2 protein-coding genes and 1 pseudogene are annotated in these 20,400 nt (G+C 50.8%); 2 read left to right on the top strand and 1 reads right to left on the bottom strand.

Features of this window, described 5'->3' with window-relative positions:
* The first annotated feature begins 438 nt into the window (after positions 1-438).
* Positions 439-18,645: a tandem-95 repeat protein gene (locus tag L1285_RS21100; protein WP_235414211.1), complete on the top strand. Its 18,207-nt coding sequence runs from the start codon at positions 439-441 to the stop codon at positions 18,643-18,645.
* Between the two features lie 167 nt (positions 18,646-18,812).
* The gene (locus L1285_RS21095) at positions 18,813-19,850 is read left to right on the top strand and encodes a hypothetical protein (protein WP_235414210.1); all 1,038 of its coding nucleotides are present in this window, start codon (positions 18,813-18,815) and stop codon (positions 19,848-19,850) included.
* 326 nt (positions 19,851-20,176) lie between these two features.
* On the opposite strand, the pseudogene L1285_RS21090 reads toward L1285_RS21095, so the two are convergent.
* Positions 20,177-20,400: pseudogene (locus L1285_RS21090) on the bottom strand (transposase); the annotation flags it as partial.

Genomic DNA, 20,400 nt, shown 5'->3' with positions numbered 1-20,400 from the left:
TCAGGCAAAAAACCGCAGTTTTTCAGGTTGTAGGGTTAGGTAAAAAGTAGGTCATCCAATCGGATGGCCTTATGTTGCCTGCATATGGTGCAGGTGAGCGTTTAAAGTATTATTACCAGGCTCAGAAATAGGTTTGCATGTCTGTTGTGTTCAGACGGTATTGTTCAATCCTTATTATTCAGAGCTGTCAGCCATTTTGGCTACCCCTTCTTTGTTTACGTGGGTTCCTGTGAACTGACTCACGATCTTTTACGTACCGTTTTGCTTGCGAATTGAGCCCAGAGGGGCTGGCATACCAAGTGCGCTCGCACTGTGCTTGCTCAATGTAACGTTTCATATTCAGGCTGTGTGGTGTTTACCCGTAGCCACACAGCCGTTGGCCGAAAGGGGATTTGGCCGGGCAACATATTTTAAAATTAAGTGTTAGTAGGTAGTTTGATGTCTCTTAGTGATAAAAACATAAGTAAAAAAAGTAAATTAGCCCGGCATATTCAGGCCGCGTTATTGGGTGGGGTGGCGCTGAGTGCCGGTTTCACTAGCACTAGCGCTCAGGCATTTTTGTTGGACGGCAATTGCTCAGGTATTCCCGGCGATCCTGATTGTAATTCAAATAGCGGTGGTGGCAATGGAGGTAATTCTGGCGGTAGTGAAACGACCAACAGTCAGCCTACACTTGACCTAGATATCTCTTCCAGTGGAACGGACGGTTTCGTCCGTTTTAAAGAAGGAGCTGATCCGCTTTCAATTGCGCCAAACGCAAATGTTACTGATGATAAGACCATTTCGAGCATCAAAATTACCCTTGTAAACCCACTTGATGGCGCCGATGAGTGGCTTTCTGTAAATGACAGTGCGATGGCACTGGATGGTTTCAGTGGTGCGGGCGGCCAGTTCCAGCCTCATAGCATTGAATTTAGCGGAGCCATGGCCACGCCGGCAGAAGTAGAGGCGCTACTTAAAGCAGTTACATATACAAACACCTCAACAAATCCGAATGAAACTCAGCGTGAGATCCAAGTGACTATCCAGGACCACGGCCAGCTTCAAGCCAGCGCTAAAGTGCGTGTTAATGTTGTCGCTGAGCTTCAAATTTCTGAAGTCGTTAATGTCAAGAGTAGTGGCCTGACTGTTAATGAAGGCGGGCGAGTCGTCATTACTGCTGACTTGTTCCAACCGGTCGAAGAAGGTTCAGATGCTCTGGCATTAACTGAGATTACGGTTTTGGAACAAGCACTTTTGAATACACCCGAGGCAATTAGCTATCTTGGTCAGCTTGAAAACATTGCACTGAATGGACAACTCTTTCACGACAACGACGCCGATGGTCAATTGACAGAAGGTGAGAGGTTGGTTGGTAATGAAGGAATGTATAAAACGCGCATTCGTCAACTCGGTGCTGAAGATGTCTACTTTGTCCATGATGGCTCAGAGACACCACTTAACACGAACATTTATGTCAAGTTGTACTATAACAACTCGAACCAAAATGAAAACATTTTGGCAAGTGGGTTTGTAAAGATCCCACTCACTGTCACCCCGGTTGATGATGCCCCCGAACTGGTGCAGGGTGAGCTTGGCTTTGGCGCGACTGATATTCCGCTGACACAATCAATGCTGGATGCCCATGAACGAGTGGTTAAAAAGGACGCAATGGGCAATGTGCATGTTGTTTATCATTATGTAGACCCTCGTTATTCCTCTTATTTATCATGGCAGGTGCTTAGAGACGGCCAATGGGTTGAACTTAAAAAAGCGCAGCTTAACAACTTTGTTTCTACAGATGTGCAGCTGCACCCGCAGCTGCATTTTGACAGTAACGACCTGGGTCATGTTGTATTTAGTCAAAATGGCGGGAACTTCAAGCGCGTAGTCAGTCTCTGGCGCCAACTCCCAGAAACTGGCTCGGTTGAAGAAATCTCTGTTAATGATGTAGACACAAATGACCTGTCCAAGGGATATCAGCTAAAGGACAATGATGAAACGTTTGCCTTTGCGCTTGATAAAGACAACACCCCTTACGTCATGCTCAACTCAAAAGAGTTTGACAGGCATGTGATTTACAAATTTGATGAGTCAGGTGAAAGCAAAACCTGGTCGGAAGTCTATCGGTTTGAAGAGCAGCTGAATACCTCTGTTGACCCAATGAGACCCGAGGATTCAATAACAATCCCTGTTGGTAATCTGACGCTGGCGGTTGACAAAGACACCCAGGCAATTTATTTCACACTTGATGCCCTTGATGATTCTTGGTCATATTATAACTTGACTAAGGTTGGTAAAATCAGCGGTATCGGTGGCACAAACCCTCAATATTCTACACCTCAAGCATTAGGGCGTGGTGGCTCTGATATATCCTTCCCTGACGTACAACGTGTCTACTCGTCACAAGTTGCCTCTTTCCAGGCGACCAATGGAAATAAAGAGGGCGCCCATTCTATTATTCAAAATGTTAAGAGAACGACGTCATATTCATCGCCTCCCTATACTCGCGAGGTAAAATACTATTACACTAACGACGATGGTAGTACACAATTTAAGGTCGATCCGCTTACATTAGCACGGGATACCAGCAGCGTTATCCTGGGCACAAACACCGCGTATGCCGTTGAAGTGTTACCCCTGTCGGGCAATAGGTCAAAGGTCGTTATTCGCCATGTCGTTGATCAGGCGTGGCAAGTATTAAGCGAGTATGAAGTCGCTTATTCGGTCAGTACAGAGCCAGCACTGAGCCTCTCGGCTAATAACCAACTTATTATTAGTCTGACCAATGAAAGTACGGGCAAACAGGTGGTGTCTTCGCTCGGTGAGCAAACACCGACAGACTGGAGCACAACGCTAATCAACGGGCTGACCCCTGTCAAACCGTTTGAAGGCAAAACGCTGGTTGATCCAGACTCGGAGCAAGTGTCGTTTACCATCACTACCGATGACGCCGGCACGCCGGGCACTTTCAGCCTGCCAGATGATGCCGTGCTGGATGGCGTCACTGCTAAGCCGACCGAAGATGGCAAAGGATTTGTAATTAGCGGCCCGATTGAAGCGGTGAATCGTCTGCTGGCGCAACTTATCTTTACGCCGGATACGGGTTATCAGGGCACGCCTAGCTATAACTACACCATGCAGGGCCTGCCTGATGGTACCACAAGCAATGGGTCTCTTAGCCTGAACATTAAACCTGTCAGGGCCTTATCGGATCTCTTTACCCTTACCCCGCTCAGTGTAGATGAAGGCGACAAAGTCAAGCTTACCACGGCTCACTTCCAAATGAGCGACGCGGACAAGGCGATTGTCGAAACACTCAGATTCTCAGTCGACCCCGCTTCTGTCAGCTCAGGCGCGCTGTATTTTGACACTAATCGTGACGGCCAACTAACGGAAAACGAAAAGCTGAGTGAACAGGCGCTGACAAACCCTGCATCATTCGCAGTCATGACCAGCGGCCACTACTACTTTGTTCATGATGGCAGCGATTCTCCATTAGATTTGGCACTGGCGTTAAACATGGCCTTGCCGGAAGGCTCTGAGCACAGCAACGACTTTTTTGCTGAAGGCACTGCCACCGTTAATCTAACGGTTAACCCGGTTGATGACCCAACGCGTGTACAAACTGGCGCCATCACGCAAGTACCATTGACTGAGGAGATGCGTGCAGCGAATGACCTGGTGATCAAAGCCGACCCGGCTGGCAACACCCATGCTGTGTACTTTAACGAAACAACCAACGTCTTTACATGGCGCGCTTATCGCAATGGCGGCTGGTCTGATGTATACAGCCAGCAAATAGACAATGGCGTTGGCCTGCCTAAAAGAGTACAAATCGAATTTGATGGCAGCAGTGTCGGCTATGTGACCTACCTGGATGTGAATACTCACCAAGCGCCTGTGTTAAAAATGCTGCGCCATGCACCTAATGCCACTGAGACTGAACAATACATTTTAAGTAATGACGCAACCCGACTGGATCAGGGCTATGACGTGTCTGATACCGGGTATGGGCTGGCGTTAGATCAGGAAGGTGTGCCTTATGTACTGATCTATTCGACGTTGCATAATGTGTACATTGTTTATAAGTTTGTAGCAGGGCATAACCCCCCAACATGGAATGATCACTTTAGGCTAAATGATTATTCATTAGCTTCCTCTTCAGGAGCAGAAGAAACTATTAAAGTGTTTGACGAGGTAACCCTCGAAATAGATAGCATATCACAGCAGCTGTACTTCACGGTCTTTAATGAGAGCGCACCATATGTTTTCGCTGCAAGTAAAGTCGATTTTGACGTTATTGGGGCCACCCCACAAACATTGGTAAACCTGGGTGGAGTCAGTGTCTTTAGTCCGGCAGGAGCGAGTAAGCTTGAAGTTGTCCAAAAAGCATATGGCGATAATGAGGGAATGCATTCTCTCAAGCAGGGTTTAGGCACTGAGGAGTCAAACAAGCGCTCAGTTACTTACTACTTTGAATCGTCTGATGGCCAGCACCATTTTGCAAGTGACACCATCGAATTCGACTTAAACAAAAGTAATGCGGTACTTGGTGCTGCCAGCCCCTATGTTGTAGAGGCGCAGGACTTACCTGGCGGTAATTCTAAAGTCGTTATTCACCACTTCCGCGAAAGCGATAAAAGCTGGCAAACGCTGCACGATTACGAGGTGCCTTTTATTGTGACTTCAGCGCCTGAGCTGACTATCTCCGATAACCATGAATTGTCAATTCTGGTTAAGGGCAATGAGCCAGCTGAGCAAAATTTGACGATAGCTAATGTCTACCTTAAGGACTGGAGTAAACTTGAACTGGCGACACCAAAGACCATTACGCCGCTGGCCGGGTTTAAGGCAACGGATGTAGATAGTGAGCGAGTCATTTTCTTTATCAGAGACCTGGGGAGCGCAACCGATCCCACAGCACAGAGACTTGCCGGTAGTTTCCACCTGCCAGGTGATATTAACCTAGACGATGTTGTGGTGAATGAGTTTGTGGGGCCTAACCTGTTTCAGGTTGAAGGGACACCAGAAGCGGTCAGCAAAGTGGTATCTGCGCTTATGTTCTCAGCCAGAGAAGACAATACCGAAACGCGTAATTATGGTTGGGGAATTCAAGGCACAGAAGAAGGTACACAGCCAACAATTGGCGATCTGGTCTTTAATATCAGACCCAAGAATACGGCTCCTTCAATTGCTACCAACAAACCAGTTCAATACACCACCCAGAGCGCTCAGCAGGGTGTGGCCATCACTCAGGCACACCTGAATGCGACTGACTCGAACGATACCGCTGAAGGTATTTTGTACAAAGTGGTGGCACTCCCCGAGTCGCAAAACGGTACCTTGTATCTGAATGACAGCAATGACACCACCTTTGTGCAGGGCACCTCTAACGCGCTTGCGCTCGGCGATACTTTCACTCAGCAAGACGTGAACGACGGTAAGGTACAATTTATTCAGTGGGACGATACCGCTCCGCATGCCATTACTTTACAGCTGCTGGATGGTCTGGAAGATGGCGTACAACCCTCAGACCCCTTTGTGCTCAGAATTGCCGAAACTCTGCCGTCCACAACACTGGCAGTGTCGGATGTTAACCTGTCGGCCACTTTGTATGGCAATACCTTTACGACGATTCAGACACAAGGGATGAACCCGGATACACTGGCTATCTCACTGTTTAAAGTGGTAGATGGCCAGTGTACCACTGAGGCCTATGAGGGCATTACGGTTGAAGGGACTGCACTGAAAGCAACCAGCGAGCTGGCTGAGGGTAGTTACTCAGTGTGTATTGTGGCCAATGATGGTTTCTGGAATACGCAGCAGATTGTTGATTTTAATATTATCAATAACCTGCCATTACCCGCACCGTCAACGCCAGATCTGCTGGCAAGTTCAGATACGGGCATTAACTCAGAAGACAACATCACTAAACTGACCGACCTTGAATTTTCAGGCACCGCAGTGGCTGGCAGCACCGTCACATTGTACAGCGACGTCAGTGGTGAGTTAGGCACAGTGACAGTCGGGTCTGATGGCAGCTGGCAGCGCCAGGTTACATTGAGTACAGGTCGTCATAAAGTCACCGCAATTGCGACCAGCGGTCAGAGAGTGAGTCCGGCTTCGGCGTCATTGAGCGTGGTCATTGATAATGCGGCCCCAACGAGGCCGGCTGATTTTACGGCTAAGTTATCACAAGACAGCAGTGCTGGTAACGCTGCGATTAAGAGTCAGCCAACCTATGAAGGCACCGCGCCAGGGCTTGAGTACATCACTATTACAGTGAAGCAGGGTGACTTTGAATATCAGACTGTTGTGAATGTCGCACAGGATGGCACCTGGACACATAATCTGTCTGAGCCACTGGCAGATGGCAATTACACGATTGCAATTAAAGGCACCGATGCCGCGGGTAATGAAATTGACCTGATGTCTGATTCACTGCTGGTGGATACAACCCCGCTAGCGGTCCCTGTCATTGAGAACTGGCGAGGTGAGGACGGGACTATCAGCAGTATGGATCTGTTCAGATATGAAGTCACAGGTTCCGTGTCGGGTGACGTGACTGACAATGACCGAGTGAAGGTGGTGGTTGAAACCGACACCAAGCGATACGAAGATGAAGTCACAATTAATCCGCAGACTGGGCAATGGAGAGCGCTTTCGCTGGGGGTTTCTGTCAGTGAGTTAGCGAACGAGACTGAATTTAAGCTCACAGTGGTGGGTGTTGATGCCTATGGCAATACGTCAGTATCAGTGGTGAAAACCGCGACTCTGGATTTAGAAGGTCCACAAGCAACCATTACCGCGTCGGATAGCAGCCTTATCAAAGGCGAATCAGCTGTTTTACAGATCAGCATGACTAAGCCGGTTAAGGACCTGACGCTGGATGCGTTTAGGCTTTGGGAGAATATTGGTGAGTTGAGTGATCTGGTGAAACACACAGACACCAGTTATTCCGTTACCTATACGCCTTTTGATAATAAATTTGGCTATGAGCGCATCGAGCTTCCTTTTAATAAATATCAGGATGTTGCTGGCAATATAGGTAAGTCAACGGACGTTGGCATTTGGGTAGACACTGCGCTCAACCCCGATGTGTCCGTTGCATTCCAGCAAGACAGGTATCTCAGTTCCGACTCAAATCCAATCAAGTTTGTGCTGTACAATCTGGAACGTCATTCAACGTATACCTATAGTGTGCGCAGCAGCAATGGTGGGCTGGTGACCGGCAGCGGTAGCACTGATAACCTGGATGACCACATAGTCGAGATATCTGATCCAGGCCGTTTAAAAGACGGGCAACTCACCGTGTCAGTGTTTGTCAAAGACAAAGCGGGTAATGCATACCCTGAAGTCACCGCGACGACTCTGATGGACAAAACAGCACCCAGAGTAGTAACGCTTAAACCCACAGACAATAGTCTGTCTGTTGGTGAGACGGCACTGATTAACATTACACTTAGCGAGGCAAGCTCTGGCTTTACCGCTGATGATATAGAGGTATCAGGAGGGGCGCTGGAGCAGTTTGAACAGATCACTGCGACCGAGTATCGCGTCAAGTACGTTCCGTTTGAAAATACTAGAACGCAAGGCCATGTAAAAGTCAAACGCGACAGCTTTAGCGATGCAGCTGGCAACATCAATGACTCTAATTCGTTTGTAGAGTTTTTCTATATTGATACGCAGCGACCCGACGCGTTTGAAATTGCTCTGGATAAAACGGCATTTACGAATGTGAGTGCGTCGTCTGCATCAGTAACCCTAATTGGGGCTGAACTGCACGCAACTTATATGTGGACGGTCACTGGCGATAATGTATCTTTGCAGGGTGAGGGCAGGGTCAGTAGCAACAATCAACAGGTCGATTTATCAAGATTGCAGAATCTGGCTGATGGTACTTACACATTAACATTGAAAGTGGTTGATGCACATGGCAATACCTCTGATTCAATTGAACGCACCATCATCATAGACAACCAGAAGCCGACCATTGCAATGAGCTCATCTACAGAGCTGGTGAAAGCAGGCGAAACGGCAACGCTGACCTTTACCTTCAGTGAGCCGGTTGTGGGCTTTACGCTGGATGATATCTTGCCTGTCAGCCTGGCTGATAACTTGTCAGCCTTCACTGAAATCTCTGAGACAGAGTATAGCGTGGTCTTTACACCTGATGAGTACAGTTCGAGGTCAGTCTGGGTAGTGGTTAATAAAGACACAGTTACAGATGATGCGGGCAATGAGCTGAGCGAAGTGCTGTTTGAGCAGCAGGCTGTCAATACAATATACCCGAGTTATTTTGACATCAAAGAACAAGATTCCACCAAGCACGAACTCTTTAATGCGCAGCAACTGGAAAACCTGAGCTTTACTCTGGAAGGGGCTGATGTAAAAGCAAACAACAGTTATCACTATACGCTGACGGATAGTCAGGGAAATACCACAGAAGGACGCGGCACGTTTGACAGCTCGGTTGCTGGCAGTGCTGTTATATCCGGACTTGATGTAAGCTCCCTCGTTGATGGTCTTATCAAAGTTAATGTGACGTTAATCAACGAAGTTGGCAATGTCAGCAATGAGACGAAAACCTGGCGGTTTGAAGCCGACCGCCTTGTGCCCTGGGCTCAGTCCGTTGATATCACAGATGGTTTTCAAAGTAGTCCGCGGTCCAAGACCGTTACGGTCAATGTGAGCGAACCGATTGAGTCGCCTGATCTTTCTTTTATCCACGTTACTAACGGCAGCGTGCACAATGCGAAGATGCTAAACGACTCGCTCTTTACCTTTGAGCTGCGTCCAAATGAAAATGTGCAGAGCTCCTCAAGATTAACGATTGAAGCCGGTGCGCTCACCGATAAAGCGGGCAACAAAAGTACTCAGGTACTGGGTCGCAGTACGTATTTTGATACTCAGGCGCCATCTGGGCACACCGTTGCACTCAACCATGCTGTGTATAACGCTCAAAACACTGAAACAATGAACTTTGTACTCAATGGTGGTAGTGCTTTCAACGATACTTATACCTACGTACTGAGCAGCAGTAATGGCGGTGCTATTGAGGGAAGTGGCCAGGTCATCAGTTCAAATATGACAGTAACAGTGCCAAGCGCAGAGCTTGGTAGGCTGAAAGACGGTGCGCTTACTCTGTCACTGGTGTTGAGTGACCGTTTCGACAATAAAGCAGAGCCTGTGATTAAAACGGTAACACTGGACCGCACAGCGCCTTTAGTCAGTGCGATGACGGTATCAGACCAACAGCTCAGTGCTGGTGAGTCAGGTGTTATCACCATTACCCTGAGTGAGGCGAGCAGCGACTTTAATATGGCGGCTCTGAGTGTCACCAATGGAGAGTTGTCAAACTTCAATGCAGTTGCCAACAGCAGCACCCAATACCAGGTAACCTATACTCCAGCGAGTGACAGCGAAGCCACGGGCAGCGTGACGGTGAATGGCAATACTTTCACTGATGTTGCGGGTAACCCGAATACACAAGTGAAATCGGTTGAACTGACGTTGGATACATTGGCCCCAACGAGCTACAGCGCAGCCTTTGGTCAGGATGTATACAGCAGTGCGGCGCAGTTTATTAGCTTTGATTTAAACAATGCCGAAGCGGGTGCAACCTATCGCTACGAGATCCAAAGCGAAGGCGCAGCGCTAAGCGGTACAGGCACCGTGAGCAGCGCCAATGAGCGTATCACGCTCTCTGATATCCGTGGTCTGAACGATGGACCATTGAGCTTGTCTGTGACGTTGACCGATAAATCGGGCAATGTCGGTGTGGCAGCAACGGATACAGCGACGTTAGACACCCGCGCACCTGGTGGTCACAGCGTGACGCTTAACCAGCGCACCTACAATGCCAGCACCATGAACAGTGCCAGCTTTAGCTTTGACGGTGGCGAAGTGGGAGCAACCTACACGTATACACTGACCAGCAGTGGCGGCGGCTCAGTCACGGGCAGTGGTACGCTCAACAGCGCCACACAAACAGTCTCGATTGCAGATGTCAGCAACCTCAAAGATGGCGCGCTGAGCTTGTCTGTGGTTATGAAAGACAGTCATGGGAATACTGCACAGGCAGTGGTTGATAGCGCAACCCTGGATGCCACGGCACCACTGGTTGCCACCTTGAGTGCCTCTGACAGCACACTCAAAGCCGGTGAAACCAGCGTGATCACCCTTACCCTGAGCGAAGCCAGCAACGACTTTAATATGGCGGCGCTGAGTGCCACACAAGGCACCTTGTCTGATTTTACCGCAATCAGTGCCACACAATACAAAGTGACCTTTAACCCGGACGAAAGCAACAGCACTCAGGCTCAGGTGACAGTCAAAGCCAACAGCTTTAGCGATGTGGCGGGCAACCGCAACAGTGCAGAAAAAGCGCTGGCGCTGACGCTGGATACATTGGCACCAACGGGCTACAGCGCAGCCTTTGGTCAGGATGTATACAGCAGTGCGGCGCAGTTTATTAGCTTTGATTTAAACAATGCCGAAGCGGGTGCAACCTATCGCTACGAGATCCAAAGCGAAGGCGCAGCGCTAAGCGGCACAGGCACCGTGAGCAGCGCTGATGAGCGTATCACGCTCACTGATATCCGTGGTCTGAACGATGGACCATTGAGCTTGTCTGTGACGTTGACCGATAAAGCGGGCAATGTCGGTGTGGCAGCAACGGATACTGCGACGTTAGACACCCGCGCACCTGGTGGTCACAGCGTGACGCTTAACCAGCGCACCTATAATGCCAGCACCATGAACAGTGCCAGCTTTAGCTTTGCCGGTGGCGAAGTGGGAGCAACCTACACGTATACACTGACCAGCAGTGGCGGCAGCTCAGTCACGGGCAGTGGTACGCTCAACAGCGCCACACAAACAGTCTCGATTGCAGATGTCAGCAACCTCAAAGATGGCGCGCTGAGCTTGTCTGTGGTTATGAAAGACAGCCATGGCAATACTGCACAGGAAGTGGTTGATAGCGCAACCCTGGATGCCACGGCACCACTGGTTGCCACCTTGAGTGCCTCTGACAGCACACTCAAAGCCGGTGAAACCAGCGTGATCACCATTACCCTGAGCGAAGCCAGCAGCGACTTTAGCATTGCTGATCTGAGTGCTGTAAATGGCACTCTGTCTGGGTTTGCAGCGGTTGCCAATAGCACCAATCAGTATCAGGTGATCTTTACACCAAGCAGTGATAGTGAAGCGACGGGCAGTGTGGCGGTGAACAGCAATGTCTTTACCGATGCAGCAGGTAACCAAAATGCCGGAACCAAATCGGTTGAGCTTAACATTGATACTCAGGCACCAACTGGTTATGCGGCGACGCTGGATAAAGACGTTTATAACAGCAAGACGAGCACCATCCGCTTTGACTTGAGCGGCGGCGAAGCAGGGGCAACTTATGCTTATACACTGAGCAGTGAAGGGCACAGCATCAGTGGCACGGGTACCCTTGACAGTGCGCAGCAGCAGGTGGCTATTACGGATATTGGAAACCTTAATGACGGACCGCTGAGCCTGTCTGTGGCGCTGACCGACAAGGCTGGCAATGCCGGTGTGGCGGCAACAGATTCGGCCACTCTGGATACCGCAGCGCCGAGTGGTCACGATGTAATGCTGGATCAGCAAACCTACAATTTAGCCAATCGCGATGCGGCCAGCATTAGCTTTAGCGGCGCCGAAGTGGGCGCGACATATGCTTACACGCTGACCAGCACTGGCGGTGGTGAACTGACTGGCACTGACACCATCACAGCGGCGAACCAGCAGGTCAATATTACTAACCTTAGCCAGCTAAAAGACGGCACACTGAGCTTGTCGGTAGTACTCACCGACAGCGCGGGCAATGCGGCAGAAGCACTGGTTAATCAAGCCACGCTGGATGCAACTGCACCGACTGTTACCACTTTGAGTGCGTCACAGACGGCCCTTAAAGCAGGCGAGACTAGCGTGATCACCATTGGTCTGAGCGAAGCCGTTAGCGACTTTAATAAGGCATTACTGAACGTGGCGGGCGGCACTGTGTCTGAGCTGGAGCAGATCAGCGACACCAGCTATCGTACCGTGTTCACGCCGAGCGAAAACTCGCAAGCAGCGGGCACCATTGCCATTGCCGCCGGCAAGTTTAATGATACAGCGGGCAACCCGAATCTGGCTTCTGACACCCTGACACTGAACATAGATACTCAGGCGCCGGGCAATCACAGTGTGGCGTTTGGCGCACCTTACTACCATGGCACCAATGCTAACGCGGCTAGCATCACGCTGGGCGATGCCGAAGTGGGCAGCCGTTATCACTATGTGATCAGCAGCGCGCAAGGCGGCCTGCCGGTGTCTGCACAAGGTGAAGTCACTGAGTCGAACCAGACTATCAGTGGTATCAACCTGAGCAATCTGAACGACGGCCAGCTGAATGTCACCGTGACCCTGACCGACCCGGCAGGTAATGTATCGCAAGTGGCCTCAGCAACGACAATGCTCGACACCGCTGCGCCACAAGTGGTGAGCCTGACGTCTAACGACCCGGCACTGAAAGTCGGTGAGCAGGCGTTGATCACCATTGCACTGAGCGAGCCAAGTGAAGACTTTACACTGGAAGATATCAGTGCAAGCAGCGGCAGTCTGAGCGAGTTAAAAGCACTGAATGCGACCACTTATCAGGCCACCTTTACGCCAGATGAGAATGCGCAAGGTGACGTGACCATCAGCATTGCAGCTGGTGTATTTAATGATGCGGCAGGCAATGCCAATACGGCAGCAGAGCCGCTGGTGTTGAGTCTGGATACGACAGCCCCAAGCGGCCAGTCGGTCAGTATCGATCAGACCTTGATCAACCGTGATAACGAAACTGCCATGAGCTTTACCCTAAATGGGCTTGAAGGCAAAGGCATGCTGACTTATCAGGTCAGTGATGGCACTACCTCGGTGGGCAGTCAGTCGCCTATCAGCATCACCGCAGCCACACAAAGTGTTACCGGAGTTGATGTCTCTGCATTGGCTGAAGGGCGTCTGATCCTGACCGTTGTGGTCTACGACGATGCGAACAACGCGGGTGAGCCTGTGACGGCTGCGGTGACCAAAAAGTACAATGTGGCCCCTGTGCTGTCTGGCACACCACAAACCACTGTGAACGAAGATGCCGAGTATGTGTTTGAGCCTGAGCTTACCGACCCGGACAGCGATGACACCCATACGTTTGTGATCAGCAACAAACCGGACTGGGCAAGCTTTGATGAGCAAACCGGTAAACTGAGCGGCACGCCAGGCGATGAGCACGTTGGCAACTATGAGCAAATCGTTATCACCGTCAATGATGGTAAAGCCGAGCATGCACTGAGCGCATTTAACATTGAAGTGGTTAACACCAATGATGCGCCTGTGGCACAGGACTTCAGTTTTACATTGGATGAAGCCGAGCAACTGGTAATTGCACTGGAGCAGGGCCTGCTCAGTACGGCAACGGATGACGACTTAGACAGCGAAGACAGCCTGAGCGCCGTGGTGGTGGGTGAGCCGCAGTTTGGTACTTTGCTACTGAACGCAGACGGCAGTTTCACTTATAGCCATGATGGCAGCGAAAATCACAGCGACAGCTTTACCTACCAGGTGAAAGATACCGCAGGTGAATTGTCTCAGACGCGTACCGTGGCGCTGACGATCAACCCGCTGGCAGATGCGCCAGTGACGCTCGATGATACTCTGACGGTGACAGAAGACACGCCGAACACCCTAGATCTGCTGGAGAACGATTTCGACGCAGAAAACGATATGGTGGCTGCGTCTGCGGCCGTGGTGACTGAGCCTCAGCTGGGTAGCTACACCATCACCAATGGTAAGCTGACCTATACGCCAAACGAGAATGCCACGGGTCAGGATACGCTGACCTACACGGTGAAAGATGCGGCAGGTAACACCTCTAAAGTTGCCACACTGACCATCAGCATTGTGGCAGTGAACGATCAGCCTGTTGCCAAAGGCGCGACGTTAACGGTAGAAGAAGACACGCCGAGTGACGAGCTGGACGTACGCACCTTATCGAGCGATATCGAAGACACCCACCCACAAGGTGAGGTTGTACTGAGCGTATTGCCGAGCAAAGGTGTTGTTACTGTGAACCAGGAGTCAGGCAAGCTGGTGTACACGCCAAACGCCAATGCCACGGGCAGTGACGCATTCAGCTACACCATTGCGGACAGCGAAGGCCTGGTGTCTGAGCCGGTTGAAGTGATCGTCAACATTGGCGCGGTTAATGACCGTCCGGTGGCGGATGGCGACAGCGTCACCCTCAACGAAGACGAAACTGGCACACTGAATATCCTGGACAATGACACCGATGTGGAAGATCAGGGCTTCAATGGTGCCAACGTGATGCTCGAAGACAAGGGCAATGGCGCCGGTGCCTACGAGTTGGCGGATGTCACAGTGTTGGCCGATGGTCAGCTTGAGATCACACCAAAAGCGGATGTGAACGGCAGCCTTAGCTTTACTTACACCCTAATGGACAGCGAAGGGCTGAGCTCTGAGCCTGCAACCGTTAACATTGACATCACGCCAGTGAATGATGCGCCGGTGGCAGTCGATAACACCGCCCAGCTTGAAGAAGAAGGCTCATATGAAGTCAACGTCTTGGGTGATGACTACGATGTGGATGCCAACGACCAGTTAGACCCAGGCAGCGTGACTGTGGTCGCTCAGCCACAAAGTGGTCAAGTGACAGTGACCGAAAGCGGTGCGATTGTCTATGTACCAAACGCCAACTTTAATGGCCTGGATACTTTCACCTACACGGTGAAAGACGCGGCAGGTGCAGTATCGAACGAAGCGCTTGTTACTATGACGGTTACGCCTGTGAACGATGCCCCAGTGGCAGACGCCCAGGTACTGAACGTCTCTGAAGACGGCAGTGTGTTAATCACATTAACGGCCACGGATATCGATGCAGACGCGCTGAGCTATCAAATCGTACAAGGCGTTAACTCAGGTACGCTGACACAGCAAAGTGATAACAGCTGGTTATATACGCCGAATGCCGATTTCAACGGTGAAGACAGCCTGCAATTTGTGGCCTTTGATGGTCAGGCAGAATCTGAGCCGGTGCAAGTTACGCTGAATGTGACTGCCGTGAATGACGCACCAGTAATCACAGGTACACCGGCAACGGGTGTGGATCAGGACACGGCTTATCGCTTTACGCCAGATGCCACTGACTTAGATGGTGACTCACTCACTTTCAGCATTGAGAACCAGCCTGTCTGGGCTAACTTCGATACGCAAAGTGGTACTTTGTCTGGTACTCCGGGTCGCGATGATGTGGGCAACTACGCAAACATAGTAATTAGCGTTGCGGATGGCGAATTATCGGCCTCACTGCCTGCATTTACCATCGAAGTTGGCTATGTCAATGCCAAGCCAGTTGCGCAGACGATGCAGGTGTTTGTCGACGAAGATGCCTCAACCAGCTTCAGTGCGCCGGTGTCAGACCCGGATCAGGACAGTCTGAGCATCACGGTAACCCAGCAGCCTGCCAGTGGTACGCTAAGCGTACAGGGTACCTTGTTCAGCTATATTCCGGGCGCCAACTTCAATGGCGCTGATAGCTTTAGCTATGTGGTCAACGACGGCGAAATGAATTCGGATGAGGCGCAAGTCAGCATCACGGTGAATGCCGTGAACGATACGCCGGTGGCACAAAACGACGCCTTTAGCTTCGGCGAAGTAGCAAGCAGCTACAGCTTGGATGTACTGGCAAACGACAGCGATGTGGATGCGGGTGATACCCTGACCCTGGTCGGTGCAAGCGCTTCCATCGGTAGTGTTGCCATCAGCGAGGGTCAACTGGTGTATCAGCCACAGGCAAGTGCGCAAGACACCGCTGTGATCACTTACATGCTGGCGGACAGTGCCGGAGCGCGTGCGCAGGCGACTGCCACGGTAGAGATCACCGCATCCGCTGCGGCCGACGCGCCAACGCTGAGCGTACCGGATGATATGAGTGTGGATGCAACCGGCCTGTTTACTAAAGTTGATTTAGGTACGGCTTCTGCCTTTGACAGTAATGGCAATCCGCTGGCGGTCTCCTTGGTGGATGGTGTGACAATTTTTGCACCGGGCCTGCATCAGGTGTACTGGAAAGCGACCGATGGTAATGACCAGTCTACGGTGAAAAAGCAGACGCTTGCGGTGAACCCGCTGGTGTCTCTGAGCAAAGACAGCCAGATTGCGGAAGAGCAAAGCCACACGGTGAAGGTCTTCCTCAATGGTCCGGCACCAAGTTATCCGATCACTGTACCATACACGGTCAGCGGTTCAGCCGATGGCAACGACCATGACTTGCTTGACGGCGAAGTGGTGATTGAATCAGGCACTGAGGCCAGCATTACCTTTAACGTCTTTGCCGACGGCACGGTCGAAGGTAATGAGAGTATAGTGATCACTCTGGCAGATACGCTCAACCGGGGCGCCAAGTCCAGCTCTACCGTGACCATAGTAGAAGACAACGTTGCGCCAGCGCTGGCGGTTGATACCACCCAAAACGGTGAGTCGCGCACGCTGATACTGCAAAATGGTGAGTCTGTCGTGGTGAGTGCAGCGGCAACCGATGCCAACCCGCAAGACAGCATCACGCTGAGCTGGGAAGCGGCCGACGCGCAAATGACTAATCTTAGCCTTGAGGCTGAGCGCTTTGAATTTGACCCAAGTGTGCTGACTGCGGGGATCTATAAACTCAGCGTAACAGCAACGGATGATGGCGCACCTGCCTTGTCTTCCACTCAGGATATCTATCTGGAGGTGGTTGACAGCTTGCCACAGCTAAGTGGTGTGGACAGCGATGGCGACCTTATCCCGGATGATCAGGAAGGCTTTGCGGATTCGGATAATGACGGTATTCCGGATTATCTGGATGCCAACAGCGACTGTAACGTGATCCCAGGTCAGGTGAAGGATGCGAACCAGTATCTGGTAGAAGGAGAGCCGGGCGTATGTCTGCGTAAAGGGGCAACCGTGGCACAAAACTCCACGGGCGGTGCGCAGCTGCTTGAAACTGAGCTGCCTGCGGATAGCGAAGCCACCAATATTGGTGGGGTATTCGACTTTATCGCAACCGGATTGCCTAAGGCGGGCGACGTTTACGGCATCGTGATCCCGCAGCGTAAACCTATCCCGGTTAACGCGATTTACCGTAAGTTCCGTGACGGTGAGTGGGTGAACTTTGTGACCACAGACGGCAATGCCATCCTGTCGGCAACCGGTGAGCCGGGTTACTGTCCACCTCCGGGCAGCAACGAGTGGCGTGATGGTCTGAACGAAGGCGACTGGTGTGTGCAACTGCAAATTGTGGATGGTGGTCCGAACGACGACGATGGCATTGCTAACGGCAGCATCGTTGATCCGGGCGGTATTGCCGTGCTGATGAGCGACAACACGCAACCAGTGGCACAGGCCGATACCCTGGCTGTGGGTGCGGGTCTGCCGGTCTTTATTAATGTACTGGAAAACGACAGCGATGCTGACGGAGATACGCTGACCATCACAGGCGCAAGCGCCGACTTTGGTGTAGTTGAGATCCTCGACAATCAGCTACGCTATACACCGCCGGTGGATTATGTTGGCACGGCAACCATCACTTACAGCATTGCCGATGGCCAGGGCGGGACGTCCAGCGCCACAGTGACGGTTGAACTGGTGGTCAATGCCGCGCCAGTCACTCAGCTTGATACTGCCAGCACTAATGATCAGGCCAGCGTGATTCTGGATGTTCTTGCCAACGACATGGATCCGGATGGTGACGCCCTGACGCTTATCAGCGCTACGGCGACGCACGGCAAGGCAGTTGTTAACCTTGACGGCACCTTAAGCTATGAGCCAAAACTGGGCTTTAATGGAGAAGACACAGTGACTTATCAAGTCAAAGACGCAAAAGGTGCGACCAGCACAGGGATTGCGAAAATCAACGTAACAGCCCATCAGGTTGCTACGGTAGAAAACAAGTCATCCGGTAGCCTGGGTGGGCTGTTAATGATCATGGTGTCGGCGCTGGTATTGCGTCGTCGCAAGTCGGCGCTCCCTGCTTACGCGGTTGTGACGGCCAGCTGCCTGGTTAGTGCACCTGCACTGGCAGATGCGTGGCGTGTTCAGGCAACGTTAGGGCAAGCCGAAGCGAACAGCCACTTCAGCGCCTTGCCTGCGGGGATTCAGGTCTCGAACGTGGACGACAGCAGCCAGTCATGGTCAGCCGGTGCTTTCTATCAGCTGATGCCTAAGTGGTATGCGGGTCTGCGTTATATCGACCTGGGCCAGGGGCGGGTGACGCTGAGCGGCAGTACGCTGACACCAGACAGCTGGCAGCAAAGCATGGCGCGTGTCGCCCCGGTTCTGCCAGAAGGCTTTGCACTGCAAACGGGTTTGGAAGTGGCACGCTTTGATAAAGTGCATGGCGAGCTGTTCCTGGGCGCCTACAACTGGGACTATCAGATTGACAGTACCCTGAACGGTCGTCACTTTGTTCAGTACGAACAAAAAGGCACCAGCGCCTACTTTGGTGGCGCAGTAGGCTACCAGCTGAGCGACAGCACCGCGCTGACACTCAGCTACAGCCACTACCGCCTGAGCGCCAACCGTATCGGTGAAGTTGCCGCCGGTATTGAAGTGCGCTTCTAACGCGCAATGACAAGCCCTGCCAGGGACGGCAGGGCTTTTTCTTACCTTAACACTTCGTTAATATTTTGGACCGAAGTGCCAAGATTAATCGAGTGAGATATGGTAGGCTTTGCTCAGGGAGTGAGTCAGCTAACTCAAAACAAACCTGATAGACTTGAGAAGTAGTTATGATAGCAAAGCGATACATTTTTTGGTTATACATGGGTTACCTACTTTTGGCCGCTTCACCGAGTAAAGGAGAAGAAAATACCCAATATCAGATTGAACGAGCTGCCTACTTTCTTACCTCTGATCCTCAAAAAGCAGAATCTATATTAACCGCACTTGCGCAGTCCGCGTTATCAAAGGATAACGATTATATCGAGTACCACTATTTGCTGTCTCTCGCTGCTTTGTTGCAGCAGAAGCAAGGGCTTGCAAAGCGCTCATTTGAATCAATGTTTCTAAGAGTTGACAGTGATGCTTTTCTGCTTAAACGCTTCGATATCTTACTAAACATAGGCGTGTGGTTAAGGCGTGAGGGTAATTATTTACAGTCCGAGCAAGTATTACTATGCGCATTAAAAGAAGCAGATACCACAACCAAAGAAATGAAAGCGCTTAATAGCTTAGGAAGCGTTTCCAGGCACTTTTCGAGCGATTCCAGCGAACAAAAGTACTTCAGGAAAGCACTTGAGTTGGCGAAGCAAGTTGACAACAAAAAAGCGATTGCAATTGCGACAAACAATGTGGGTGTTATGGAACTCGAGCTTGAGCGGGTGACAGAGGCAAAAAAACTGTTCAAGCTAGCATTCAGTAGCGCCCAGGTTGCTGGTTATGAAAGCGTAGAGCTAAGTGCTGGCATCAACTTACTATTTTCTTTGGTACTTCTTAATGATGCGCTGTTATATCAACGTGTGCTTCCCAGAGTAGAGCAGCTGGTTAACAAGTACAGCGCAAGTCCAAGAGGCATTTTTTTTGAATGGGTTCAGGCGTTGGCGTGGACTAAGTTTAACAAACTTAAGTTATCAATAGATAAACGCGACTATCTTAAGCGACGGTTTGGTCAGATAGAAGATACTGCCTTACAACGTTTGTTAGTCAACTATGCGGCTGCTCAGCTAAATATCGACGTCACTATGGTGAATTATGAGACACACCTGAACCGTTCAGCAATCACTCAAGTTGAACCTTGGCTAAAAATAGCGCTTGAGTGTGGGTATTAGTTTTATATCAAAAGTATTACAAGCACTTCTGGGGAAGAACAAAGGCGACACCCACCACAGAAAAACAAAGGCGACACCCACCACAAGAAAGAAAACAAAGGCGACACCCACCACAAAATTTCCTTTATCAGAAACGGCAGGTTGGATTTCGTCGTGAATCGTACGCTTGATGCACACATATCTTGGGAACTGCATTCCTGTTCTGGGGAATGTTGTCAATTTGAACGGTGGTTAACCGAGATTGGGGAGAGTTCAGGCAAAACGATGCCGTCACCTTGCCTGAGGCGGGTTGAATAGCTACGATAAATTAACAGCAATGAGCGTGGTTAACGCAATAATCGTTCGCACTGAGTCAGGTTTGCTCGACGCCTTTTATGCAGGTGCTCACAGTATTCTGTCAACGCCTCCTCTCGTCCTACCGCACCATGAAACACCTTAGTGAATTGGGTTGTGAGCTTTAGCCAGTTGTCCGGGTCGATTTGTAATCGGGTCAACAATGGTTGACTATCGCTGATGTAACCCCGCTTATCTGCACGCATACATCTGCCCG

Source organism: Pseudoalteromonas sp. DL2-H2.2 (assembly GCF_021532535.1).
Taxonomy (GTDB): Bacteria; Pseudomonadota; Gammaproteobacteria; order Enterobacterales; family Alteromonadaceae; genus Pseudoalteromonas; species Pseudoalteromonas rubra_A.
This window is presented reverse-complemented; position numbering and strand designations above follow the sequence as displayed.